The organism is Anabaena sp. AL09 (assembly GCF_001672255.1).
Lineage (GTDB): Bacteria > Cyanobacteriota > Cyanobacteriia > Cyanobacteriales > Nostocaceae > Dolichospermum > Dolichospermum lemmermannii.
In genome coordinates, this window is the sequence record NZ_LJOQ01000041.1 from 22,517 (window position 1) to 48,070 (window position 25,554).

Below are 25,554 nucleotides of genomic sequence, written 5' to 3' on the forward strand. Positions count from 1 at the left end.
AATCGTAAAATGGTAGGGGTTTAGCAATGCTAAACCCCTACGGGATTAATGACTTCTTATAATCAACATTTCTAAATATGGCAATTACTAACATCATCCAAGGCATTTGGGCATTTTCCGCTCTCGGTTTGATTATCCTCGTTTTGTTACATAGTCCTAAAGGTGACGGCATTGGTGCTATTGGTGGACAAGCACAATTATTTAGTAGTACCAAAAGTGCCGAAAATACTTTAAATCGAGTTACTTGGGCATTAGTTGTAGTTTTTCTGGGTTTAACTGTGGTTTTAAGTGCTAATTGGTTGCCCAAATAATTGAAACTGAAAATGGGAAAAATTACCCAAAATCAAAACTTTTGGCGAAGATTAATAGTTCGACCGCGCTCACTACAAGCAGCAGTTCTGACTTTAGCAATAAGTACAGGACTGCTAGTTATTTTGAGTAACTTTCAAGTAAATGCTGGTGTGAGGGAACAGGAAAGAAACTCCCAATTTATCCAAAAAACTCATCCTTTACCAGCGACTCTGGTACAATGGCAAGATAAAACAAATAGTGGTGATTATTTTGATCAAATCAAATCTACGAAAGTTGGTTATTTGATTTGGTCACGTTTTCCAGTAAAGGTGAAGATAGAAACACCAACAGATATTAATGAAAAGCAGTCACAAATATGGGTTAATAGTGTTTTCCAAGCTGTTCAAGAATGGAATATTTATTTACCTTTACAGGTAGTGGAAAAATCGGCTATTGCTGATATTACAATCTCCCGAAAAGCACCGCCTTTGCAACGTGAACCTAATGGTAAAATACTGCGGGCGCGTTCGGCTTTAACTACTTATGATTTATATACTGAAAATAATATTTTATCTCACCGGTTTACAATTCTGCTGAGTCCTAGTCAAACTGGTGATTATGTCTTATCAGCAGCCCGTCATGAACTTGGCCATGCTTTGGGAATTTGGGGTCATAGTCTTCTGCAAACTGATATTATGTATTTTTCTCAAGTTCGCAAACCGCCGTTTATTTCGATTAGAGATGTGAATACTTTGAAAAAGGTTTATGAACAGTCTACAAGTTTGGGGCAGAATTAAACTTAGCTCACGCAGAGACGCAGAGGCGCAAAGGTAAGACCAGTTGTGCTTATGCGGTAAAGATAGTTCTTCCTCGTCGGTTCTATGATAACAAATTTTTTGCTCGGTGTCAATAGCTTTCACTCTATTATTGCGAGGCTGTCGAATTGACAAATAAATTTGATTTTCGACAGCCTCTGGATTTAATTAAATGCGGCGCAGATTCATTAGTTCTTGAGGAGAGGCCAGCATATCAATCGCTACGAAGAATATTTTTCCATCAGGATTGATTAAAAACCGCCAAGAAATGTTCATGCCAACTGTGACACCAAACCAAGGAGTTTGCACTACTCCTGTGATTTTCAGTTGCTTAGAACCGTCTGCTTGAACTTCACAAATACCTTGTTGTGGCATCATGTTTAGTCCTTGTGCTTCTTCGCGCATATATTTAGCGATCGCTTCTGGTCCCACAATGGGTTTTTGGAATGGTGGTTGTAGCGCACCGTCGGGAGTGAATAGCGCAATAGCAGCATCAAATTTATCTGCATTCATGGCTTCAATGTAGCCCAAGACAGCGGGTTCTGTAATCCCGTCAATTTTCACTGAGGAAATAACTGGGGTTGTCCGTTGGAAATCAGGTTCTTTAGCTGCTTTGGGATAACTGCTTGGTCCAAGTTCAGAAGTATCAAATCCCATCTCTACTACGGTATTCCGCAATACGGTGATTTGCTGACCTTGATCAAGTTTTTGTGTGGCTTCTAATACAAATTTTACACCAGGAGACATTTGATAACCAACGGGGACAGGAGTGATGATTCCCTGTTTCATCAATTCTCCTAACTCGAACCAGAAAGCGAGTTTGGTGTTGACGCTAAAGAAACCATAGGAACGGCTAATAGGAGTATCAGCACGGCTGGCTAAATCCCGCATGACTTTTGTTTGATCTTCACGAGACATTTGCTTAATTTGGGTAAGCAAACTTTCTGCTAGTTGCAAGCGGGCTACTCCAGGTGCAGCAGGAGTAATGGTTTTACCCATTTCAGTATAAGCATACCAAAGATAAGCTAATTGATCATCAACGTTAAGTTGATCAAATAACGCTATTGTTGCGGGAATAGGACTAGGAAGTTGAGTATTAGAAAAAATAGTTTGAGCGGACTGGATAGTTAAAGCCACAATCGGAATCTCCAAGATTATGTGTTAATTAGTCGCTATGAAGACATCAGCTAAAAATGTTTATGATGAACTTATGTCTTATGTAAAATAATGTAACGACACTTTTATTTCTTGTAAAGAATAGAAATTGCGAATTGACAAAATGGATTACATATGGCTTTTAATTCTGAATAAATAGACAATAAAAATCTTTCCCTCTAGGATTAGAGAGAAAGATTTATGGATTATATAGGAATTATAATTGATATTTAAAAAATTTTAAGTAATGTAGGGTGGGCAATGCCCACCTTACGTATATTTAAAAAATCAAATATTAGTCCCATAACTGATGAGAATATGGTAAAGTTACCTAAATACCCCAACTCAGTGTTAAAGGTCGCTGTGCGAGAACTTGGCTATAAAGCTCTTCTAATTGGGTGATGTTATCATTCAGGGTATAGCGTTCTAATACTCGCTTTCTGGCTTTTTCTCCCAACAATGTGGTTAACTCTGGATGATCTTGAAATAGTGGTAAGAGGGTTTTTAATTGCGATCGCACGCTGCTTGTATTAATTGCCACACCCGCACCCTTTTCTAAAACTTCTCCATCTGCACCAACATCAGTAGCCAAACAAGCTAAACCACAGGACATTGCCTCTAATAGAGACAAGGATAAACCCTCTACCAAAGAAGGTAAAATAAATACATCAGAACCCCGTAAAATTTCGATGCGGCGATCTTCATCAGCGATAAACCCTAACCAGATGATGCCATATTCTCGTCCATAAAATGATTCTAGAGAAGGCTTTAATGGACCATCACCCACAATCAATAATTTGGTATTAACGCCCATATGTGATTGTTTCCAAGCACGTAAGAGAGATTCAACGTTTTTCTCTTGAGCGATTCTCCCTTGATAAACAAACAAACGTTCAGCGCCAAATTCAGCTTTCACATGAGAAACACCGGGAGAATACTTAACAGGATCTACACCATTAGGTATAACAGCAATCTTTTTTTCCCTCACACCCATACCTGATAACAATTCCCGCTGAATTTGGGAAAAGATAATTACCCGATCATAATGATCCAAAAAAGGAGCGTAAAGTTGATAAGCTAAAAGTTGGGTACTCGATAATAATTTTGCCCCCTTACCTGCAAATGGAGTGTGGAAAGTGGCAATTAGGGGCAAATTTAATTCTTCGCAAATTTCTGGTAGAACAAAGTCCAAAGTTGATAAAGTCAGAGAAGCGTGAACTATATCCGGCTTAATTTCCCGCAAAGAATCTTTCAAAACCTTAGTTGCTTTGAAAGAGGGAATTGTATAAACCTGGGACTTGTAAATAAATGGCAAAGGAACTTCCTGAAAATTAGGCCAATTGTCAGTTGTCGCTTCTTCTTGGGCAAAGTGTAGAAAACTAACTTCGTGTCCCCTGTCTAGGAGTCCGTTGGTAATTTCTCGACTGTAGGTGACGTTACCGCAAAAGGGTGTTTTTTTTCCAATCCAAGCTATACGCATTCTTAGGTTATCTATAAAAAAAGCGAGGGTAAAATATACTGTTTTTATTATGAAGTTGTTATAGCTGAATTTTTGATATTCACAAAAACTCAGATATCTCTAACTTTTAAACCTAAATAATCTTGGTAATTAAAAAGTCAATAAATGGCTTTATTGATGATGCTCATAATTTATAAATCTTTTAACTTGATTACAAATTAATATGCTGATTATTTAGTTTATCCCCAGCAAGTATTTTGCATCTTGCTGGATTAAGTTTAGCACAAAACCCAACAGTTTGATGCAGTTTTTGGCTATTTGCCATCTGAGGATTCACCAGAATTATACCAGGTAAACAGACCGCCAATTAAGACAATGGCAGCTAAGGTAAAAAATACTGCTTTTAAGCCGATAAAAGTTTCCGCTACACCAGCTAAAGCCAGAGGTAGAGAAAGGGCAATATTAATCACATTATTTTGCAGACCAAATACCTTACCTCGCATATCTGGGGGTGTTTCGGTTTGGATTGCAGTTTGCATGGGGATACCCACCAAAGCCCCAAATACTCCCACTAGGGCAATGAAGAGCAGCACAGGCAAGAGTTGGGTTGTAAACAATGATAAACCAATTAAAGATGCTGCCATACCTAGACAACCCCAAAAACTGAGTTGTTTATAGGAAAAGCGTTGTCCAAATTGTCCGAGAATTGTCGCCCCAAGCGCCACACCCACACCAGCAGATGCTAATAAAAAGCCGAATTGAGAGGCTTTCATATTCGGAATAATTTCTGCCATGCGAACTGCAAGCACAGTCAGGGCTGCAAAGACAGAAAATAAGATAATTAGTTGTAATAAAGCATTGCGGATACGATGATTTTCTTGGAGATAACGTAACCCGTCGCGCAAATCCGAGAAAACATGGGGAAATTCTGTTTCTGGGGGATGAGGTTTTTCGTTAGTTTGGAGTAAGAATAATATTAACCCAGCGATCGCATAACTGCCACCCACCAGAATTTCCTTACCCAATCCCCCACTACCACCTAATTGCATCCACAGTCCATCTGCTAAGGCTAAAACTGGTTCTCCTACGGCAAAACCGACAATTACCGAAGCCATCATTGTCGTAGTGTAGAGAGAATTAGCCGAAAGCAAATCCTGTTCTTTCACTATTAAAGGAATAGCCGATTGTTCTGCCGGTGCGAAAAATTGTGTTAAGGTAGAAACCAAAAAAGTCACACCTAAAATAATCAAAAAACCCACGGGTAAAACTCCCACAGGCTGCCAATCATGGGTTAACCATAACAGGGAAGGAATGAGCAATACCAGAATCCCGCGCCAAATATTTGATGCTACCAAAACAACTTTTTTTGACCAACGATCTACAAAAACTCCAGCTACAGAACCAAATAATACGGCGGGAATTGTAAACGCCATCATTAAAGCGGAAACCCAACCACTAATACTTTGATCACTAGCTTGAAACTGACTATTAATCAAAGCAATCATCAATACTAAATAAACCTTATCAGCTAATTGACAGAAAACTTGACCTGCCCAAAGAGCGAGAAAATTCGGATTTTTCAATACAGGTAAAAAACCCACCTGTTGATTATTTTCCGAATCTGCACCTCCCGAACCAGCATCTATTAATGGTAGTGTTTCCGGTGTTAATTCCGTTGTAGTTGGGACATTTTCTGGAACACCATTAATTTTGCCATTTGTCTGCGGAATTTTTGATGGTTTGGGGATATCAGTCAAGGGAATTTCTAATGTGCAATTCCCATTTTCAGAAACATCCTTGAGTGACATTTCTGGACTATGAATATGACTAACTTTAGGGGAAGAAGCAACATTATGATCTGATGCTTTATGCTTTTTTTTAGCGTCGCTAGGTGAGTGAGTTCGGCCTTTTTTATCTAAATCAGACGATTGCATCATGGTTGGTGGCAAAATAGGAGTCAATCAAAGTGGCAGAGCGAATAGGTTGTCCTAAATGATACTGGACATACTGGCGCAAAATTTGCTCAACAGCTAACCATCCAGAATCTGAGGCTGCATCTATTTTCATTATCTCTGTTTCCGACAGATGTTGAAGCATAACCAGTTGTTTCCCATTTAACCGACGAGAAATAATTGGTAACTCCTGCTGATGAAAAACTGTTTCATAGCTAGGGTTAGAGGCACAGGATTGGGGATTGGGAACACTTTTCTTTGTTGTTTCCTGCATTTCCCTATTTTCCCGGTTTTCCTGCTCTATTTCTGTTCGCAAGCTTTTCCAAGCATCTAAACAAATTATCCCACCAGAAGGAATACTAAATCCCACTTGCCAATGGGGATTTGTCCAGTCTGGAGTTAAAAGCCGTTGGGTTAAGCAACAGGATTCTACTTGTGGTGTCAGTCCTGCTAAGGCTAAAAGCTGAAATACACCTTGGACTAAATTCGCAACTACACATTTTATTTCAGTTTTGGGTATATCATTTAGGCGTTGAAGATGTTCATTAAATAACTCATAAAGTTCTGTTTGGGGTAGTTCGCTTAACGCTTGACATAAGACTATTTCAGCTAAATACTGACTAGCAGCTAATTTACCTAAATCTTTAGATAAACCGGGATAAGTTTTTATAGTTTCAGCTTGAGTAATTCTATCGAGATTTCTACCTTGGGAAATTAGTAATTCATTGATGACAAACATCCCCATTCTCCCCCCCAAGCTGGAGTTTTGTTTCCGCGCTCCCGTAGCAACTGCCCGAATTAGCCCAAATTCTTGAGTTAAAATTGTGACTATTTTATCTGATTCACCCAGTGGTTGCGCTTTGAGATTAATACCAGTTGCTTTGTAGGTTTTACTCATTTTTAGTCCGTTGTCAGTTGTCAGTTGTCAGTTGTCAGTGGCAAAATAAATTACAACTGACAATGAGTAAATGACTACTCACTCTTTTCTTTGTTTTCTTTTTCTGGGTTATGGCGTTGACGAAGTAAATCCACACCACGAGATGTGCCTAATCTAGTCGCACCAGCCATAATTAACTCTAAGGCATCATTATGGGTGCGAATACCTCCTGATGCTTTGATTCCTACCCTATCTTTTGCTATTTCTTTCAAAAGCTTAATATCTGCTACAGTTGCGCCACCATTCCAACCTGTACTGGTTTTTAAGAATGCAGCACCAGCATCCATAGCCAGTTCCGCAGCGATTTGTTTCTCTGTATCCGTCAGGAGGCTAGTTTCTAAAATTACCTTGACAGGTTGTCCGGCTTCTTCGCAAATTGTGGCAATTTCCCAGTGAACTTCCTCTGTTTTCCCGGCTTTCAACCAGCCTATGTTAATGACTACATCTAACTCAGTAGCGCCATTATCTACTGCTTCTTTGGCTTCATATAACTTCACATCTGAAGTATTTGCACCATTGGGAAAACCAATGACTGTACAAACTTGAGGATTTTTTTTATACAGTAGTTCTGCTACTTGCTTGACATAACAGGGATTCACACATACCGCTGCAAAGTTATATCTATATGCTTCGTCGCACCATTGACTAATCTGCTCTGGGGTGGCAATTGGTAGTAACAGAGAGTGGTCAATAAATGGCGCAATATCAATGTTGGGATAGTCTGCTGCCATCGTTTTTTCTTTATGAAAAATTAAAGTATTTCTTATATATTAAACCATTAACAACCACAAGATCCCCGACTTCTTGAAGAAGTCGGGGATCTGAAGTCTTATAACTAAGTATTTAAAAAGTCAAGAATAGTTTGCGCTAAGGCTTTTGAGGCTAAGTAGGGAACACCATTTCCAACGGTTTTAAACATATTCGTAAGTGACATATTTTCTGGAATTGACACTCTCAGGGAGCCAAGCCAACTTGAATGGACTTTGGCTATTAGCCTGCGATTTTAATCGTAGGCGGTTTAGTGCGTAGTGCAAAATTTGAATCCTTACGTTAATCAATATATTCTATATTGTGTAATCATCTGAATCATAATATAAAATGTATAAATTACAAAGAATATTCAGCGGATTTATATTATTATCGGTACAAGTAGTATATTGGATAATTAGTTCAATTCTTGAGATTAAATACTTTTACCAAAAGCGTTTAGCACTGGCAAAATATCAGGAAATTCTCGACTATGTAAAAACTCAAAATATACCCTTAGATACTAGCCAATCCTTGAAATTACCTGATCATCTAGTAAATATCAGTCATGATGGGTTAGTTCAAGTCCTGCATACATCAGAGGATACCTACTGCGTAGCAATCATGATTAAATATATCCCAGGTGCGACACAAAGAGTTGAAGGTATATTTACCTGTGATTTTCCCTTAACTCCTAGATATTTGACGAAAATTCCTGATATTTGTCACCGGATTAATATGTTAGGAGAATACCAAAAGCCATACAAAGTAGCTTGGGCGTTTACAAATCTTGAGGTTGACAAGCAATATAATGATTGTTTATTTGCAGTTCATCGTCAGTTGAGCTAATTAGCCTATAATCATAGGCATATACTTACATCGACTAAATTTATATCTAAAAATATACCAATCACTAGATGATTTATACTTAGGCAGACTTAACGATAATTTAAAGCATATTTTTAGGGAATGGTGAACTATAATCTGATGTGCGGTTAAATAAATTAAAAATATACTGCATAAAATATTTAGTTAAACTCAGATCAAACAATACTATATTGATTGCGGTGGGATGAAAAATTCAATTTACTACTAATTTAGGCCTGATTGTTGAGTATTAACTGGCTAGAACTTCAGTTGAATAGAGTGCAAACTACATGGGACAAGGTTTTTTACAAATTGCTTTAACGCTGTGTATTGTCGTATTCATTACGCCCATACTAGGAAAATACATAGCCCGCGTTTTCTTGGGAGAAAGGACAATCCTTGATCCTGTTATGAAGCCAATAGAGGCAATAATTTATATTTTAGGGGGTGTGGGTAAAAAAAATGATATGACGGGTTGGCAGTATATCCGCGCCTTACTATGTAGCAATTTAGTAATGGGTGTGGTAGTTTATGCCCTTCTCTATTATCAGAAATTTCTGCCCTGGAATCCCAATGAACTGGGACGAATGAGATGGGATTTATTATTACATACTACTATTTCCTTCCTGACGAATACCGACCAACAGCATTACGCCACAGAAAATACCTTTAGTTATTTTAGCCAAACATCGGCTTTAGGTTTTTTAATGTTTACCTCAGCGGCTAGTGGTTTAGTAGTGGGAATTGCCTTTATCCGAGGATTAACAGGGAGAAAACTGGGGAATTTTTATGTAGATTTTACCCAGGCTATCACTAGGATATTATTACCTTTATCTATTGTGGGGGCGATCGCTCTAATTATTTCAGGTGTACCCCAAACCTTAGCCAAAACCCTAGTAGTAGAAACCTTAGAAGGAAGAATTCAGTATATAGCTAGAGGTCCAGTGGCATCATGGGAAATGATTAAAATGCTAGGTGAAAATGGCGGCGGATTTTTTGCAGCTAATTCCGCGCACCCGTTTGAAAATCCCAATGGCGCTTCTAACTTAATCGAAATCATCGCCATGTTGGCCATTCCCACCTCCCTAATTTACACCTACGGAATATTTGCCAACAACCTCAAACAAGCCTGGTTATTATATTGGATGGTGTTTATCATCTTTGTCGTTCTCATTGGCGTTACAGCCACAGGAGAATTACAAGGAAATCCTCTGATTAATAATGCTTTGAGATTAGAATTACCCAATCTAGAAGGCAAAGAAGTCCGATTTGACTGGGCGCAAACCGCATTATGGGCAATTACAACTACCGCCACCATGTGCGGTGCTGTCAACGGAATGCACGATTCCCTCATGCCTAATGGCACATTTTCCAGCTTATTCAACCTATTTTTACAAATAATTTGGGGAGGAGAGGGAATAGGAACGGCTTATCTCTTCATTTATCTGATTTTCACCGTCTTTATCACTGGGTTAATGGTAGGGCGCACCCCGGAAATTTTTGGCCGCAAAATTGAAAAACGAGAAATTGTCCTGGCTAGTGTGGTGCTATTAATTCACCCGATGATGGTTTTAATTCCCAGTGCTGTAGCTTTAGCTTATCCTATATCTTTATCAGGAATTAGTAACCCAGGTTTTCATGGTATTTCCCAAGTAGTTTATGAATATGCCTCAGCCGCAGCTAATAATGGTTCTGGCTTAGAGGGATTAAATGACGGGACGTTATGGTGGAATTTAAGTACAACTGTTAGTATTTTTGCAGGACGTTATCTACCAATTATTGCCCTGCTCCTTTTAGCTGATAGTATGTCTGAAAAACAAATAGTCTGTGAAAGCCGGGGAACTTTGAAAACTGATTCTTTGCTATTCACTGGGATTACCGCAGGTGTCACCCTAATTTTAGGAATCCTGACATTTTTCCCAGTTTTAGCTTTAGGACCAATCGCCGAAGGTTTTAAACTCGCTGCTGGTAGTTAGCAGTAGGAGAGGAGGAGAGGAATTTTCTTCTTTTCTTCTTCTTTCTTTATCCTGACTCGGTGACTCCTGACTCGGTGACTCCTGCTATATCAATTATCAATATATGAACTCAAACGGAAATAACTCTAATTCTAAAACACCCCGTCCTCGTTATCGCCGTAAGAAACTTAGGAAAACGCGAGTAACTAACAAAGGACTGTATTTTCGGGCAATAGGCGATGCTTTTAGGAAACTGTATCCCCAATATGCCATTAAAAATCCGGTGATGTTTTTGGTATGGATAGGAACAATTATTACTCTCTTCCTAACCATTTATCCCGAATTATTTGGACCAACAAATCAAAAAAATCCCTATCTGTTTAATGGGCTGTTAACAGGAATTTTATTTTTCACAGTTCTATTTAGCAACTTTGCTGAAGCCGTAGCAGAGGGACGAGGTAAAGCCCAAGCTGACACTTTACGTTCCACCCAGTCAGCCACCAGCGCCAAAACTATCAGCCTTAACGGCACAATTACAGAAGTTCCCTCTGGCAGTTTGAAACAGGGCGATACTATATACGTCGTTTCCGGTGATATTATTCCCGCAGACGGTGAAGTAATCATGGGTGTCGCGTCTGTGGATGAATCAGCGATTACAGGCGAATCTGCCCCAGTTCTCAAAGAATTTGGTTCAGATGTTGCTAGTTCAGTTACAGGTGGTACACGCATCCTTTCCGATGAGTTGATTATTCGCGTCACGGCTGAACCAGGTAAAGGCTTTATTGACCGGATGATTGCCTTAGTGGAAGGAGCAGAACGCACTAAAACACCCAATGAAATTGCTTTAACAGTATTATTAGCGGTTCTGAGTTTAGTATTTTTATTCGTAGTAGCAACCCTGCCCGCCTTTGCCTACTATGTGAATAGTCCTGTTAGTGTGCCTGTTCTCATTGCTCTCCTGGTAGCACTTATACCCACAACAATCGGCGGTTTGCTGAGTACCATCGGCATTGCCGGGATGGATAGAGTGGCACAATTTAACGTCATTGCCACTTCTGGCAGGGCAATAGAAGCCTGTGGAGACATCAATACTCTCGTTCTTGACAAAACCGGGACAATCACCCTTGGCAATCGTTTAGCAGAAGAGTTTATTCCTATCAATGGCCACTCAATCACAGAAATTGCGAATGTGGCTTTGGCAGCTAGTATCTTTGACGATACTCCCGAAGGTAAATCTATTGTCCGACTGGCAGAAAAGTTAGGTGCAAATTTTGATTTAGACCGCAAACAAGCACAGGGAATAGAATTTTCGGCAAAAACCCGCATGAGTGGTACTAATTTAGCTGGTGGTAGGGAAGTGCGGAAGGGCGCAGTAGGAGCAATTAAAGGCTTTGTCCTCTCTCGTCATGGACAGGATACCCCGGAATTAGATGTTGCTTATGAACAAGTTTCTCATAAAGGCGGTACACCTTTAGCCGTATGTCTCGATAATGAAATTTACGGTGTTATCTATCTCAAAGATATTGTGAAACCTGCTATCCGCGAACGATTTGACCAACTCCGACGCATGGGAGTCAGGACAATCATGCTCACGGGAGATAACCGAATTACTGCTTCTGTGATTGCTAAGGAAGCTGGAGTAGATGAATTTATTGCTGAAGCGACACCAGAAGATAAAATCAGTGTGATTCAACGGGAACAGGCTGAGGGTAAAATTGTAGCGATGACGGGGGATGGAACTAATGATGCTCCGGCTTTAGCACAGGCTAATGTAGGTGTGGCAATGAATACGGGAACGCAAGCAGCTAAGGAAGCGGCTAATATGGTGGATTTAGATTCTGATCCCACCAAATTAATTGATATTGTGAGTATTGGTAAGCAATTGTTAATTACTCGTGGGGCATTGACAACGTTTTCTATTGCTAATGATATTGCTAAATATTTTGCGATTATTCCGGTACTTTTCACTGCTGCTAATTTAGAAAGCTTGAATATTATGAACTTGAGTAGCGTTAATTCGGCTATTCTTTCGGCATTGATTTACAATGCTTTAATTATTCCGGCTTTGATTCCTCTAGCATTAAAAGGTATTCAGTTTCGACCTTTGACAGCTAATCAACTTCTGCAACGAAATATTTTAATTTATGGCTTAGGTGGGGTAATTGCTCCATTTATTGCGATTAAATTCATAGATATGATGATTACGTTTGTGGGTTTAGCGTAAACAATTAAATCAATAGCTAATTGGGAATTCTTGCCTTTTGCCTCTTGTTTCTTACTTTCTGACTTATGAAAATAATACCATTTATGCGATTCTCTAGGTTTAAATCCCAATTACCCATCATTATTTTTATAGTGATGTCTTTGAATTTGTTGATTGCTCCAGTGGTTTATGCTAATACTACTATTAGTTTAGATCGAGTTTCAACTTGGGCAGTTGGTGTTTTAGGGGTTACTACTTTAATGTTAGTAATATACTTATTAATAGTCATTTTTCAACCAGAACGGTTTTAATAATTCAGGTTCTATCGATCCCCTTATGGTAAAGAATATTAATTTAATGTAGGTTGGGTTGAATGAAGTGAAACCCAACATTAGCAGTAGGAGAGCAAGGGATGTTGGGTTTCGTTCCTTAACCCAACTTACTATAAATGTTGTTTTACATAAAGGGAACGGTAGAGCCATAATTCACAAATTAAAATAAAATTCAAGATTAAATTATGTCTATTATTCGAGAAATTATCAAAGCAGTGAGAATAACTTTAGTAATGTGGTTATTAACCGCAATTATATATCCTCTTTTTGTGTTGTTAGTAGGTCAGTCAATTTTCCCAGTTTCAGCTAATGGTAGCATGATGTTAAATGTCAGAGATCAACCTATTGGTTCAAGTTTGATTAGTCAAGGATTTACATCAGACCGTTATTTTCATGGTCGTCCGAGTGCTGTTAAATATAGCCAAGGTAGAAAAGCTCAACCGACTGGTATCTCTGGAGGCAGTAATCTTGCTCCGACTAATCCAGCACTCAAGGAACGCATTCTCAAGCAAGCAGAAGAATTTCAGAATGAGAATAAACAACCTGTGGCCGATTTGATTTATACATCAGGTTCTGGTTTAGATCCCCATATTTCTTTGAAAGCAGCACGACAACAGATAGAAAGGGTAGCACAAGCGCGGGGGATTAGGGAGGATGACATCATTCCGTTAATTAGTAAGTATATTGATGGGAGATTTTTAGGCGTTTTTGGAGAACCAGGGGTAAATATTTTACGCTTAAATTATGCTCTGGATTTGCAAGATATGAATCGTCAGCAAAATTAGTTAGTTATACTTTATAAGCTCATAACTTGCGTTTTTAGATCCATATACCCCTTTTTGTTTTGACATGGGTAATGGGATCAATTACACTACGATCGCAAATCCATAAGAGTATTTGAGTCAATGCAACGGACTCGCGTAATTGGTTTAATGAGTGGTACGTCTGTAGATGGGATAGATACTGCTTTAGTCGAAATTTCTGGTAGAGAGTTGGATCTGAAGGTGAAATTACTCGCAGGGGAAACATATCCCTACCCCCCGCAACTCAGAGAACATATTTTAGAGCTTGGGGCTGGTACTGCTGTATCAATAGCCGAATTAGCAGCAATAGATGATGCCATCGCTCGGAATTTTGCTGAAGCTGCTCAACATATTCAAATTGGTCATCAAGGAGCTACCTTGATCGGTTCTCATGGTCAAACTGTTTATCATCGTCCACCCCAGGGATTAGGAGAACTAGGTTATAGTTGCCAACTAGGTCGGGGGGCGTTGATAGCCCATCTCACTGGTATTACTACTATCAGTAATTTCCGAACGGCAGATATAGCTGCTTATGGTCATGGTGCGCCCCTTGTTCCGAAAATAGATGCCTATTTACTCAGTCATCCCCAGGAAGAACGTTGTATCCAAAATATTGGTGGTATTGGTAATGTCACTTATCTCCCCGCCCGTAGTCATGATTGGTTGTCGCAAATTCGCGGTTGGGATACAGGCCCAGGTAATAGCCTATTGGATTTAGCTGTGCAACATTTTACAAATGGGGCTAAAAGCTATGATGAAAATGGTGATTGGGCTGCTAGTGGTACACCCTGTTACCCCTTAGTAGAACAATGGCTCAGTCACGAATATTTCCATTTACCACCGCCTAAATCTACTGGACGGGAGTTGTTTGGTGTCACTTACTTGCATGATTGTTTAGAGAATGCCCAAGCCTACCAACTCAATTCCGCAGACTTTTTAGCAACCATTACAGAATTGACAGCAGCTTCTATTGTTTATAGTTATGACACTTTTCTCCCCAGAAGACCACATCGGGTATTATTATGTGGTGGTGGTAGTCGCAATATTTACTTAAAAAATCGGCTAGAGTTACTGTTAGGGAATGTTCCAGTTTCAACTACAGATGAGTTTGGCTTAAGTGCGGCTTTTAAAGAAGCGATCGCCTTTGCCATTTTAGCATACTGGCGGAACATCGGTATTCCTGGTAATTTACCCGCCGTTACAGGAGCATCTCTTGAGATGCTTTTAGGGGAAATTCACGGTAAATATAGCTAATTAACCCTAAATTTGCCACACTTCCTCTTAAAATAAGTAGGTTAGCATTGAAAATCGTCGTTATGGCACTAGGCAAGAGGCAAGAGGCAAGAGGCAAGAGTGGGGAAGTTAGAAGGAAGTTAGAAGAAAACCAACATCCCCAGCTTTTTTCCTATTTAGAAATGAGTCCCAAAAGCAGAGTTAATAGTAAATAACTCTATGCCATATTCGCACCTGAGTCTAGACCCCAGCTATGTTTAAGCATTTCTTGATAAGTTGCTTCACGCACAACCATCTGCTCATAAAGCTTGACTAAAAAATCTTGAGCTTGTTCGTGGCTCATGTGTTGGACTTGTGTGGCAAAGGAGCGAATGCTAAATTGCTGTTCCAAAGATAGTTCAGTTCCTTGATTCATAATCAACTCCAAAACAAACAACGTGTAAAATCGAAATTGATCACAGAATTGAAAACTTGGAAGTTAGCGGTTAAAAGTAAAATCGGCTTTTGCTGATTACTTAAATTCTTTACTTCCTTTGATTGCAATCTGCTTAATTACGTAATATTCCTAATAAGCAATTCCTGGGCTAGATTTTGCCTGACATTTATTTCTCTATATTAAGAAAGATAACAAGTGTTTGACAATTTGCCCATCTTTTTGAATTTATTTTTTCTGAGGTATGAATTGGTAATGAATCTACTGGTATAGGAATCAACTCCACTGAAAGCGGGTTTGTCCAAATTGGCATAGTTTAATTTTGGTGAAGATTCTTTAAGTAGCAGTAGTTATGGAATGAGAAATCGAGAGGAAGACCAGTTTGATACTTGGTTTTTATCTAGATTCTCTGATTGATTAACCCTTTATTTGCTGTTTATTTAAGACACACTACAAAGTAGGATATGTCAATTGTGGAAATTATAAAAATTTAAGCTCCTGTGGTAATTTCTGGAGATTAAAAATATTTTTATCAAATTGTTAATATAAAAAATGCTCAATTTGAACAAATCGTTAAGTATATTTACTTCTTTAGTTAGGCAAGAGGCAAGAAAGGTTTCCCTCGTTCTCAGTCTTTGACTGAGAATGCATTATAGAGGCTCTGCCTCTACTATTATTGAAGGCAGAGCCTTCTAGGACTCATTCCCATACAGAGTATGGGAACGAGGAACGAGGAATACAGAGTATGGGAACGAGGAAGGCAGAGCCTTCTAGGACTCATTCCCATACAGAGTATGGGAACGAGGAATACAGAGTATGGGAACGAGGAACGAACGAGGAACGAGGAATACAGAGTATGGGAACGGAGAAGAAGGAGAGGAACGAGAATAATCAGGCTTTTACGGACACAAGGACGACGGTAATATTATCGTGTCCACCTTGTTCTTTGGCGGCTTCAACTAGGTCATGAGCAGCTTGTTCTAAAGAAGGTGTGTCCCTGATGTATCCAAGGATTTGTGGATCTATAAGTTCTTCTGTAAGTCCATCACTACAGAGCAGTAAGCGATCGCCATTTTCCAGAGTTAGTTGCTGAATATCAATCTGATTCAGGTCTTCCCTACCTAAACAACTGGATAAAACATGACGATAGGGATGAACCCTAGCTTCATCAAGAGTAATATCACCGATTTTCAGGGCTTTGGCAATCCAGGTATGGTCTTCTGTAATTTGTTGTAATTGTGATTCTCGGAGACGGTAGAGACGGGAATCACCAACATGACCGCATACAGGTAATTCATCTGGACGGATAACTACTACTACGGCTGTCGTTCCCATATCAGCACGTTCAGGATGTTTTTGCTGATCTTGAACTATGGCTTTATTTGCAGTGGATAAAGCTTGTTCTAGGAGTTTTGAGGAAGATTCGGGGGATTGCCAATTTTGCTCTAGATATGCACAAATTTCGGCAGTAGCGATGCGACTAGCCTCTTCTCCTCCTGCATGACCACCCATACCGTCAGCAACTATAAAGAATCGCCCTGTGGGATCAATATAGTAGGAATCTTGATTATAAGCACGAATAAGCCCCGGATCTGTACAACCGGTAGATTCAAGTTTCATAGATTTTTCGTGAACAATTAATTAATACATCCGATCATAACGGTCGAGGCGTAAAAGCAACCGAATCAGCATGAATGAAACTGATGCGGCAATTAAACCAATAAAGCTTGCTAACCAGACATAATGGCTAACTAGGAGAATTGTGCCGGCAATTGTAAAACCACTGATAATAAGAGCATAACTTATTGCCAGTTGTATATTACTCTGTCGCCGGATCAGGCGTTCAGTTTCGACGGAGCGAACTCGCAGACGGATATCCCCACGTTCTATTTTATCTAGGGTATCTTCTAATCTTCGTGGTAATCCTAAAGCAGTGCTACTGACTTGGACTGCTTGACGACTTAATTCATTCAAGAAACTATTCCCCTCAGAACTACTGTTATCTGTCATAAGCTGCATTGCATAAGGCTGGGCAACTTCCATAAAGTTAAATTCTGGATCTAGACCTTTACCAACGCCTTCGAGGGTAGAAAAGGCACGCATGACGAAGGTAAAAGTGGCTGGAAATCTAAATGGTTGATCATAAGCGAGTTCATACAGGTCTTCACTGATGGCTGCCACTGATTGATTTTCAAAGGGCTTATCCATGAAGTTATCCAGCATAAACTGGACTGAACGACGGACTGGTCCCATGTCATCAACTGGGGCGATCGCTCCTAAATCAACTAGAGATTTTACCACGCGATCGCCATCTTTTTGAGCGATACCAAATAAGGTTTCCATTAATCCTTCGCGGACATTGGATTTAATTGTTCCCATCATCCCGAAGTCGTAGAAAATCAAAGCGCCGTCGGGACTAACTGCCAGATTACCAGGGTGGGGGTCAGCGTGGAAGAAACCATTGTTGAGAAGTTGATGGAGATAGGCTTGTGCGCCATAGCGAGCGATCGCTTTTCTATCTACACCCGCAGCATCTAAAGCATCATACTGACTAACTTTAATCCCCGGCACATACTCCAAAGTAATCACCCTAGAAGTAGCATAACGCCAATAAACCCTCGGTACTTTCACCCAATCATAAGGGCGGAAATTCCGGCGGAAAGTATCGGCATTGCGTCCTTCATTCAGATAATCAATTTCTTCCCAGAGAATGCGACAACATTCTTCATATATACCCATCCAATCTCTGCCGCGTCCCCATTTGGGATGATTTTGAAAATAGCGAGCAATACCTTTAAGAATGCCTAAATCAATTTCAAACAGCTTTTTGAGTCCTGGACGTTGGACTTTGACAACTACGGACTCACCAGTATACAAAATCGCCTTGTGGACTTGACCCAAACTAGCAGCAGCGAGGGGAACAGGTTCAAAATCTTGGAAAAGTGTGGGAACAGTCTTACCTAATTCCTGTTCAATAATTCCTTCTACCTGTTCATAACTAAATGCTGGGACTCTATCTTGTAACTTAGATAACTCCTCCACATATTCAGCAGAGAAAATATCCGCACGAGTTGAAAACAATTGTCCAATCTTAATAAAAGTCGGACCCAAATCTAAAAACGTGGTTCTAATCCAGATTGCTTGGGCTTTGCGTCTAGCTGCTTGCTTAGATTCTGTTACACCACCGGAGTAACTCCAAGCTTTGTTATAGCGCCAAATTTTGAACATCAAGGTCAAGACAAAAGACCAAATATCCACAAAGCGGCGTTTGCTAGAGTATTCTTCCCGATTCCAACGGTATGCTTTGTCTGAGTAACCTTGTTCCATATTTTTCTTATACCGTCGGGTTGTTACGGAGGCAGGGAGTAGGGGAGGTAGGGGAGGTACGGGAGGTAGGGGAGGTAGAGGAAGTAGGGGAGGTACGGGAGGTAGGGGAGGTGGGGGAGGTGGGGGAGGTGGGGGAGGTGGGGGAGGTAGGGGAGGTAGGGGAGGTAGGGGAGGTAGGGGAGGTAGGGGAGGTAGGGGAGGTAGGGGAGGGAGGTAGGGGAGGTAGGGGAGGTAGGGGAGGTAGGGGAGGTAGGGGAGAATATTTTTTCACATTACCAATTACCAATTACCAATTACCAATTACCAATTACCAATTACCAATTACCAATTACCAATTACCTATTACCTATTACCTATTACCCATCACCTATTACCTATTTTGCAGCATTGCGATGCTTCTGCAATTCACTTCTTAATAGAGCGATTTCTGCCCTTAATTCGTCAATTTCTGTCTGTAAGTCTACTGTATCTCCACCAGATGAACTATTACCTGTGGTTGTACCAGTTGCAGACGATTCCGCTGCTCGATTAGCTCGTGCCATCACTTCTTCTGTAAACTGGCGTAGTTGCTCTTTAGTTTCAGCATCAAATTTGCCTAGTTCACTCAAAGCATCAGTCAAGGCGACTTCTACACGCTCATTAATCACTTCAGCGACTGCTCTGCCTACGAAAAAGGCTTGCACAAGGGGATTACTCATAAATTTTTGTAAAGTTGCTCCGCAAAAAGAATTATAACCTGTATATAGCCCGTAATGCTTCTATCTGAAAGTTTTCTCAAGGACTTCTAACTCAAAAAATGTCCTACTGCTGAGTATAAATGTAAGGGTCGAGCAAAAATGCGTTGAAACACATCATGATTCAAATAACAATCAAAATTCATCTTACAAATATCAAAAATAACCAAAAACAGTCGGTTTTTAACCGACTTCAGCTATTAGACAGGGAATTTATTCCCTGGATTTGGAAACTTCTGGAACATCAATCAATTAAAATTAAGTATATTTATGAAAACGTTGTGGTGTATCTATGTCTAGACTCCTGGTAACTCAATATCAAGCCGAAGTCGAAAAAATCATTCAATATGGTGGTTCTCGCAAAGAAACTTCTATTCGTGTGGCTTTTCAAAATCTCCTCAATGAATATTGCAAACCGAGAGATTTTTTACTGATTCCTGAATTAGATTATAGATTACCAAATGGTAAACTTGTTTATCCCGATGGCACAATTAAAGATGCTTTGCGGTTAGATTGGGGTTATTGGGAAAGTAAAGATCAATATGATAAATTAGATGAAGAAATAGAAAAGAAATTAAATAAAGGTTATCCCGATAGTAATATTTTATTTGAAGATTCCCAAACTGCGGTTTTAATTCAATCTAGCACAGAAACCATGCGTGTATCCATGCGCGACGCTGACGCAGTAGATGGAATTATTACCAGTTTTATTAATTATGTGCGTCCTGAAGTTAAGGATTTTCGGGAAGCGATAGAAATTTTTAAGCAAGATTTACCCGCTGTACTAAATTCTCTCAGAGATTTGATAGATTGTCAAGGGGAAAATAACACATCTTTTCAAACTGCGCGGGATAAGTTTTGGGGTATTTGCAAGGAATCAATTAACCCAGAAATCAGTTTATTTGATATTCGGGAAATGATGATTCAGCATATTTTGACGGAAGATATTTTTATCAATATTTTTAATGAATCGCAATTTCACAGAGAAAATAATATTGCGGGAGAATTACAAGGGGTAATTTCTACCTTTTTTACGGGAAGCGTTAAGAAAAATACTTTGGGAACGATTGAAAGATATTATGCAGTGATTAGACGCACTGCGGCTAATATTTATAATCATCAAGAAAAACAGAAGTTTCTCAAAGCCTTATATGAGAATTTCTACAAAGCATATAATCCTAAAGCTGCGGATAGGTTGGGTATTGTGTATACTCCCAATGAAATTGTTAGGTTTATGATAGAAAGTACAGATTTTTTAGTACATAAACATTTTGGGAAGTTGTTAGCAGATAAAGATGTGGAAATTTTAGATCCTGCAACGGGTACGGGGACTTTTATTACTGAATTAATTGATTATTTACCAAAGCAGAGTTTAGAACATAAATATAAACATGAAATTCATTGTAATGAGGTGGCAATTTTGCCTTATTACATTGCAAATTTGAATATTGAATACACCTATAAGCAGAAAATGGGGGTGTATGAGGAGTTTGAAAATATTTGTTTTGTGGATACTTTGGATAATACATCTTTTGCGGGTAAGCAATTGGATTTGTTTGCTATGAGTGTGGAGAATACCGCAAGAATCAAAAGACAGAATGATAGAACTATTTCTGTGATTATTGGGAATCCTCCTTATAATGCAAATCAACAGAATGAAAATGATAATAACAAAAATCGTGCATACTCAGAAATAGATAAGTTAATCAAAGAAAGTTATGTAAAATATAGCAATGCTCAGAAAACAAAACGATATGATATGTATTCTCGCTTCTTTCTTTGGGCTACAAATAGACTAAATGAAAACGGAATTTTAGCTTTTATTACTAATTCTTCTTTTATCCATTCAAAAGAAGCTGATGGTTTTAGAAAAGTTGTTGCTGATGAATTTAGCGAAATTTATATTATTGATTTAGGTGGAGATATTAGAGCAGGAGATAAAACTGGTAATGTATTTAATGTCCAAGTAGGAATAGCAATTAGTTTTATGATAAAACAAACATCCTCTAAACGGTTACCGTGTAAAATATACTATAACCAAATTTTTGGTTTAAATACTGCTGACGCAAAACTAGAATATATTGCTAAATCTAATTTTTCTGATATTTGTTTTGAACATATCACACCTGATAATGATAACAACTGGGTAAACCTTTCATTTAATGATTTTGAATCTTTGTTGGTTTTAGCTGATAAAAATACTAAATCTACAAAAATTGAAGCTGAAGAAAAAGCAGTATATAAGTTATTCTCTTTAGGAATTTCTACAAATAGAGATGAATGGGTTATAGATGTTGACTTAAATAATCTTAAATCAAAAATGATATTGTTTACTGATTTTTATAATAACTACAAACATGAAGAAGGAACAGAGTTTGATTCCTGTATTAAGTGGTCAAGAAATTTAAAACGTAGACATATACAATCAAAGAAAGAAAAATTTGATGAGAATAGAATTAAATTTATTTTTTATCGCCCATTTTGCAAATTTATTATTTATAAGTCTAATATATTTTTGGATGAAGTTGGTGGAGCAGATGAAATTTATTTACAAACAGCAGAAAATAAAATAATAACATATTCATTTGGGCAAAGATCCAACTTTTCTGTATTAGCTACTAAACATCTTTTTAGTTTAGATATTTATCTTCCTAATGCAACAAAATGTATTTCCTTGTACCGTTACGACAAAGAAGGAAAACGCATTGATAATATAACCGACTGGGGACTAAAACAAATTCAAACCCATTACCAAGATCCAACAATTACCAAAATAGACATCTTTCATTATACCTACGCAGTATTACATAACCCAGCTTATCGCAGCAAATACGAACTCAACCTCAAACGTGAATTTCCCCGTTTACCCTATTATGAAAACTTCCAAAAATGGGTTAATTGGGGTAAACAACTCATGGAATTACATATTAATTATGAAACAGTCACACCTTATAACTTAACCCGTCTTGATATTCCCTTAAAAGACAATCAAAAAACACCCAAAGCAAAATTAAAAGCCGATAAAACCAAAAATAGTATTATCTTAGATGATGTCACCACATTAGAAAATATTCCGAAAATAGCTTGGGAATATATGTTAGGTAATCGTTGCGCGGTAGAATGGATATTAGATCAATATAAAGAAAAGAAACCAAAAGATCCAACCATTGCGGAAAAATTCAATACCTATCGTTTCGCAGATTACAAAGAACAGGTAATTGATTTATTAATGAGAGTCTGTACCGTGAGTGTGGAAACAATGAATATAATTAGAGAAATGGAATAATCATATATTCATGTAGGTTGGGTTAAGCGACAGCGCAACCCAACAAAAGTTTTAATAATTACGTTTAATAATGTTGGGTTTCCTTGCGTCAACCCAACCTACTGGAAATTTACTAAAGCCACGCTACGCTAACAGGATTAATAAATAGAACATCCTGTTAATCCTTTAATCCTCTAAATCCTGATTCAGACAATAATAATGCTTGGTTAGAAATTCTTGTGCTTCCGCTTTATCCTTAATTATACCATCTACAGTCGCAGTCAATAAATCATCAAGCATTTGCTTATATTGGGGACTAGGTTTATAACCCAATTGTTTTAAATCATTCCCATTTAATAGCGGTTGAATATTTCCCCAATTTGTTAAATATTGCCAAATCCGTCTTCTGATTTTGCGGGGACTTTGTAAAGCAACTAAGATTAAAGTCTGCAAGTCATATCTTTTGAGTAAATAAATAGTTTGACTGGGTTTTTCAAAAGTCGGTAATAATGTAATTATCTCAGCTTGAATTTGAGATAATTTCTCTAATCTGACAATACTATCATCAACTAATTGCAGATTTTTAGCTACTTTTCCCCGATATTCCGGTTGTAAATAGGCAATTAATACTTCTAGACGCATTTGCCAATTTATTAAAATTTGTTTTTTGTCAAATTTCCTTAAACAGTGTTTTAATAAATTTAATTGTCGAGAAAGTTCCACATCTAATTTTAAAGTAGGATGAATACATTGTAAAGCCCCCAAATTATCCAATAATTCTAAAGCTGATTGCCAATAATCTGCTGCTAATATATATTTTAATTCAGTTTTTAGTCGAGTTTGCAAAGCCGGAGTTTTACTATTTTCCTGACTAGTGCGATCATAAACTCCACTATTTATAGCATAACGAATATAAGTTTCTGTTTGTGGTTCTAGAGAAAATCCAAACCGCACTGCAAACCGCACACCGCGATAAATCCGAGTTGGATCTTCAATAAAACTATTAGCGTGTAAAATTCTAACTTGCTGATTTTGTAAGTCTATAAAACCACCAAAGAAATCTAATAATTCACCAGCACGAGGAGAAGTTAACCTTAAAGCCATGGCATTAATCGTAAAATCTCGCCGATATAAATCTTGCCGAATAGAACTAGCTTCAACCTCTGGATTAGCTGCTGGGTAAGGATAAAATTCAGTTCTAGCTGTGGCAATATCCACCCATAATGAGTCTAATACTAAATCTTTATGCCATAATAAAGCCGCAGTTTGAAAAGCACCATGAATTTCTAATCTGGCATTTTGATAAATTTGCTGTAAGGCTTTAGCTAATTCTACCCCTGCACCGACATCTGCGGTTTTATGAAAACCATCAACTACTAAATCAATATCATTAATCATCAAACTGCGATTTTCCGCTTTTGATAATAGTAAATCTCGCACTGCACCACCAACTAAATAAAGATGCCAACCGCGTTTTTCTGCTTCTTGCGATGCGGTAGTCAGTAATTGCCAAAGTTGCGGTGTCAGACGTTTTTCTAATTCATTATTCAGTCCTAAATCCTGAGAATAATTTTTAATTTTTAATTCTAAATTTTTAATTGTTAACTGATGTAATTCTCTTAAAATATCGGTGCGGGTGACAATACCAACTAATTGCCCATTTTCTAATACTGGTAATCTGCCAATATCATAAGTCACCATTAAAGACTCAATTTCTGGTAAAGAAGTATCAGGGGTAATTGTCTTTAAATTACTTGTCATATAACCTTTAACTGGTGCATGACTAAACCCATGATGTAAAGCAATATCTAAATCCCGTCGGGAAATAATTCCGATTAATAAATCTTGGCTATTCACTACAGATAAACCTGAATGTCCATAACGTAATAAAATCCGCTGGGCTTCGGCTATAGTAGTATCAGGGCGAATTGTCCGCACTGGAGAAGACATCAAATCTCTAGCTGTGGGAGGATGGGGAATTTGGGCTTTTAAACCATCTAATAATTGTTGTAAAATTGGTTGGGAATCTGTAGTGCGAAGATTAAAAGATGCGGCTTGAGAATGTCCACCACCACCATGAGATTGAAATAAGGAATTAAGATTTGTTTGGGGAATTTGCGTTCTGCCAATTACTGTTAAGCGCCAATCATTTTCACCTAAAGCATATTCATTTGCTAACAGTACAGCATCGGTTTCTGTTAAATCAATAATTTCCGAAGCTAAACTTGATAAACCAGGGACAAAACCATCGGTTTTTATTGTTAACCAAGCAATGGTATATCCCCGCCAACAAAGATATTGTAAATCTTCTAAAGCTGCACTTAACAATTGTTGTAATTGTGGTGATAAACCAGGATCACGATAAGTAGAAATAACTGATAAATTTGCCCCTTGCTGCATTAGCCAAGCCAACGCTAAAGCATCTCTGGCTGTAGATTGTTTATAGGTTAATGAACCTGTATCCACATGAATACCCAAAGCCATTACAGTTGCTTGGGCAGAATTTAAAGAAATATTATTTTTTTGCAATTCTTCTACCATTAAGGTAGTTGTCGCCCCCACTTCGTCAATATATAATTGAGTGCTGGGAATGTCTCTTTCCTGTCCAAAATGATGATCGTAAACAATGATTTCTTGGACATTGGGTAAATCGAACCAGATAGCAGCTTTACCCAAGCGATCGCGCTTCTGAGTATCCACAACCATTAAAGAGCGAATTTTTTCAGGATTTACCGAACGTCTTTCAATTAGCGGATACTCGTCACGATGTAACGCTAAAAAGTCCCGTACAGGAGGATGTGCGCCTCCAGTCAAGACAATTTTACTCCCTGGTTTGAGACAAGTTAACCCCACCGCTGCCCCCAAAGCGTCAAAGTCAGCAGTTGTGTGACAAAGAATTAAATCCATATATTTTTAAGATAGGAGTCAGGAGTCAGGAGTCAGGAGTCAGGAGTCAGGAGTCAGGAGAAAGAAGGAAGAAGGAAGAAGGAAGAAGGAAGTAGAAGTCAGAGAATATAATTTTTATCTTAATCAATTTCCCAATCAC

Annotated in this window: 20 protein-coding genes and 1 pseudogene; 10 read left to right on the forward strand and 11 right to left on the reverse strand. The window is 38.4% G+C overall.

The genetic code is table 11. The annotated features are described in order from the left end of the window. Positions 1-77 precede the first annotated feature (77 nt). Both secG and AN490_RS08145 read left to right on the forward strand, forming a co-directional pair. Positions 78-311: a preprotein translocase subunit SecG gene (secG, locus tag AN490_RS08140; RefSeq protein WP_168502287.1), complete on the forward strand. Its 234-nt coding sequence runs from the start codon at positions 78-80 to the stop codon at positions 309-311. A gap of 12 nt (positions 312-323) precedes the next feature. After that, positions 324-1,088, forward strand: coding sequence for a peptidase (locus AN490_RS08145; protein WP_300001584.1), 765 nt, complete (start codon positions 324-326; stop codon positions 1,086-1,088). A 186-nt stretch (positions 1,089-1,274) separates the two neighbouring features. On the opposite strand, the gene AN490_RS08150 is transcribed toward AN490_RS08145, so the two are convergent. The 6 genes and pseudogenes from AN490_RS08150 to AN490_RS08175 form a co-directional block, all read right to left on the reverse strand. Next, entirely contained in the window at positions 1,275-2,243 is a 969-nt protein-coding gene (locus tag AN490_RS08150; RefSeq protein WP_300001587.1) for an orange carotenoid protein N-terminal domain-containing protein, read from the reverse strand. A 349-nt stretch (positions 2,244-2,592) separates the two neighbouring features. Then, positions 2,593-3,741, reverse strand: coding sequence for a glycosyltransferase family 4 protein (locus AN490_RS08155; RefSeq protein ID WP_015079240.1), 1,149 nt, complete (start codon positions 3,739-3,741; stop codon positions 2,593-2,595). A gap of 293 nt (positions 3,742-4,034) precedes the next feature. Further along, positions 4,035-5,657 carry an MFS transporter gene (locus tag AN490_RS08160; RefSeq protein ID WP_300001591.1) on the reverse strand — a complete coding sequence of 541 codons (1,623 nt, stop codon included), beginning with the start codon at positions 5,655-5,657 and terminating at the stop codon, positions 4,035-4,037. Then, complete coding sequence (gene recO, locus AN490_RS08165; protein ID WP_300001594.1) at positions 5,641-6,570, reverse strand: DNA repair protein RecO; 930 nt, start codon at positions 6,568-6,570, stop codon at positions 5,641-5,643. The genes AN490_RS08160 and recO overlap by 17 nt, the downstream gene beginning before the upstream one ends. A gap of 74 nt (positions 6,571-6,644) precedes the next feature. Next, positions 6,645-7,340 carry a deoxyribose-phosphate aldolase gene (deoC, locus tag AN490_RS08170; RefSeq protein ID WP_300001597.1) on the reverse strand — a complete coding sequence of 232 codons (696 nt, stop codon included), beginning with the start codon at positions 7,338-7,340 and terminating at the stop codon, positions 6,645-6,647. Positions 7,341-7,444: 104 nt separating this feature from the next. Next, positions 7,445-7,558, reverse strand: a pseudogene (locus AN490_RS08175) (modification methylase NmeDIP); the annotation flags it as partial. A gap of 149 nt (positions 7,559-7,707) precedes the next feature. Here AN490_RS08175 and AN490_RS08180 point away from each other — a divergent pair. The 7 genes from AN490_RS08180 to AN490_RS08210 all read left to right on the forward strand — a co-directional run bounded on the left by AN490_RS08180 (position 7,708) and on the right by AN490_RS08210 (position 14,964). Further along, positions 7,708-8,205, forward strand: coding sequence for a hypothetical protein (locus tag AN490_RS08180; protein ID WP_300001601.1), 498 nt, complete (start codon positions 7,708-7,710; stop codon positions 8,203-8,205). A 308-nt stretch (positions 8,206-8,513) separates the two neighbouring features. Continuing rightward, positions 8,514-10,199 (forward strand): potassium-transporting ATPase subunit KdpA, encoded by a 1,686-nt coding sequence (gene kdpA / locus AN490_RS08185; RefSeq protein ID WP_300001604.1) that lies wholly within the window; start codon positions 8,514-8,516, stop codon positions 10,197-10,199. 103 nt (positions 10,200-10,302) lie between these two features. After that, a complete protein-coding gene (gene kdpB / locus AN490_RS08190; protein ID WP_300001607.1) occupies positions 10,303-12,402 on the forward strand; it encodes a potassium-transporting ATPase subunit KdpB in 2,100 nt (699 codons plus the stop codon). 134 nt (positions 12,403-12,536) lie between these two features. After that, positions 12,537-12,692: a potassium-transporting ATPase subunit F gene (locus AN490_RS08195; RefSeq protein WP_246863122.1), complete on the forward strand. Its 156-nt coding sequence runs from the start codon at positions 12,537-12,539 to the stop codon at positions 12,690-12,692. Between the two features lie 206 nt (positions 12,693-12,898). After that, complete coding sequence (kdpC, locus tag AN490_RS08200) at positions 12,899-13,498, forward strand: K(+)-transporting ATPase subunit C (RefSeq protein WP_015079232.1); 600 nt, start codon at positions 12,899-12,901, stop codon at positions 13,496-13,498. Positions 13,499-13,618: 120 nt separating this feature from the next. After that, on the forward strand, positions 13,619-14,770 hold the full coding sequence (locus tag AN490_RS08205) for an anhydro-N-acetylmuramic acid kinase (protein WP_300001620.1): 1,152 nt from the start codon (positions 13,619-13,621) through the stop codon (positions 14,768-14,770). A 47-nt stretch (positions 14,771-14,817) separates the two neighbouring features. Further along, the gene (locus tag AN490_RS08210) at positions 14,818-14,964 is read left to right on the forward strand and encodes a hypothetical protein (RefSeq protein ID WP_300001623.1); all 147 of its coding nucleotides are present in this window, start codon (positions 14,818-14,820) and stop codon (positions 14,962-14,964) included. Positions 14,965-14,966: 2 nt separating this feature from the next. Here AN490_RS08210 and AN490_RS08215 read toward each other — a convergent pair whose 3' ends face one another. The 4 genes from AN490_RS08215 to AN490_RS08230 all read right to left on the reverse strand — a co-directional run bounded on the left by AN490_RS08215 (position 14,967) and on the right by AN490_RS08230 (position 19,207). Beyond that, entirely contained in the window at positions 14,967-15,164 is a 198-nt protein-coding gene (locus AN490_RS08215; RefSeq protein ID WP_015079229.1) for an NblA/ycf18 family protein, read from the reverse strand. 909 nt (positions 15,165-16,073) lie between these two features. Beyond that, a complete protein-coding gene (locus AN490_RS08220; protein ID WP_300001628.1) occupies positions 16,074-16,802 on the reverse strand; it encodes a Stp1/IreP family PP2C-type Ser/Thr phosphatase in 729 nt (242 codons plus the stop codon). Positions 16,803-16,823: 21 nt separating this feature from the next. Continuing rightward, positions 16,824-18,509 carry an AarF/ABC1/UbiB kinase family protein gene (locus tag AN490_RS08225; RefSeq protein WP_300001631.1) on the reverse strand — a complete coding sequence of 562 codons (1,686 nt, stop codon included), beginning with the start codon at positions 18,507-18,509 and terminating at the stop codon, positions 16,824-16,826. 374 nt (positions 18,510-18,883) lie between these two features. Further along, complete coding sequence (locus AN490_RS08230; RefSeq protein WP_168634919.1) at positions 18,884-19,207, reverse strand: DUF6825 family protein; 324 nt, start codon at positions 19,205-19,207, stop codon at positions 18,884-18,886. A gap of 328 nt (positions 19,208-19,535) precedes the next feature. On the opposite strand from AN490_RS08230, the gene AN490_RS08235 reads away from it, so the two are divergent. Then, entirely contained in the window at positions 19,536-22,529 is a 2,994-nt protein-coding gene (locus AN490_RS08235; protein ID WP_300001636.1) for a type ISP restriction/modification enzyme, read from the forward strand. Positions 22,530-22,694: 165 nt separating this feature from the next. On the opposite strand, the gene AN490_RS08240 is transcribed toward AN490_RS08235, so the two are convergent. Further along, positions 22,695-25,415: a CBS domain-containing protein gene (locus tag AN490_RS08240; RefSeq protein WP_300001640.1), complete on the reverse strand. Its 2,721-nt coding sequence runs from the start codon at positions 25,413-25,415 to the stop codon at positions 22,695-22,697. Between the last annotated feature and the right edge of the window lie 139 nt (positions 25,416-25,554).

Bases quoted from the DNA above. Each gene is read 5' to 3' on its own strand.
- secG (WP_168502287.1), top strand. From the start codon at position 78: ATGGCAATTACTAACATCATCCAAGGCATTTGGGCATTTTCCGCTCTC.
- AN490_RS08145 (WP_300001584.1), top strand. From the start codon at position 324: ATGGGAAAAATTACCCAAAATCAAAACTTTTGGCGAAGATTAATAGTT.
- AN490_RS08155 (WP_015079240.1), bottom strand. From the start codon at position 3,741: ATGCGTATAGCTTGGATTGGAAAAAAAACACCCTTTTGCGGTAACGTC.
- AN490_RS08160 (WP_300001591.1), bottom strand. From the start codon at position 5,657: ATGATGCAATCGTCTGATTTAGATAAAAAAGGCCGAACTCACTCACCT.
- recO (WP_300001594.1), bottom strand. From the start codon at position 6,570: ATGAGTAAAACCTACAAAGCAACTGGTATTAATCTCAAAGCGCAACCA.
- deoC (WP_300001597.1), bottom strand. From the start codon at position 7,340: ATGGCAGCAGACTATCCCAACATTGATATTGCGCCATTTATTGACCAC.
- AN490_RS08180 (WP_300001601.1), top strand. From the start codon at position 7,708: ATGTATAAATTACAAAGAATATTCAGCGGATTTATATTATTATCGGTA.
- kdpA (WP_300001604.1), top strand. From the start codon at position 8,514: ATGGGACAAGGTTTTTTACAAATTGCTTTAACGCTGTGTATTGTCGTA.
- kdpB (WP_300001607.1), top strand. From the start codon at position 10,303: ATGAACTCAAACGGAAATAACTCTAATTCTAAAACACCCCGTCCTCGT.
- AN490_RS08195 (WP_246863122.1), top strand. From the start codon at position 12,537: ATGTCTTTGAATTTGTTGATTGCTCCAGTGGTTTATGCTAATACTACT.
- kdpC (WP_015079232.1), top strand. From the start codon at position 12,899: ATGTCTATTATTCGAGAAATTATCAAAGCAGTGAGAATAACTTTAGTA.
- AN490_RS08205 (WP_300001620.1), top strand. From the start codon at position 13,619: ATGCAACGGACTCGCGTAATTGGTTTAATGAGTGGTACGTCTGTAGAT.
- AN490_RS08215 (WP_015079229.1), bottom strand. From the start codon at position 15,164: ATGAATCAAGGAACTGAACTATCTTTGGAACAGCAATTTAGCATTCGC.
- AN490_RS08220 (WP_300001628.1), bottom strand. From the start codon at position 16,802: ATGAAACTTGAATCTACCGGTTGTACAGATCCGGGGCTTATTCGTGCT.
- AN490_RS08225 (WP_300001631.1), bottom strand. From the start codon at position 18,509: ATGGAACAAGGTTACTCAGACAAAGCATACCGTTGGAATCGGGAAGAA.
- AN490_RS08230 (WP_168634919.1), bottom strand. From the start codon at position 19,207: ATGAGTAATCCCCTTGTGCAAGCCTTTTTCGTAGGCAGAGCAGTCGCT.
- AN490_RS08235 (WP_300001636.1), top strand. From the start codon at position 19,536: ATGTCTAGACTCCTGGTAACTCAATATCAAGCCGAAGTCGAAAAAATC.
- AN490_RS08240 (WP_300001640.1), bottom strand. From the start codon at position 25,415: ATGGATTTAATTCTTTGTCACACAACTGCTGACTTTGACGCTTTGGGG.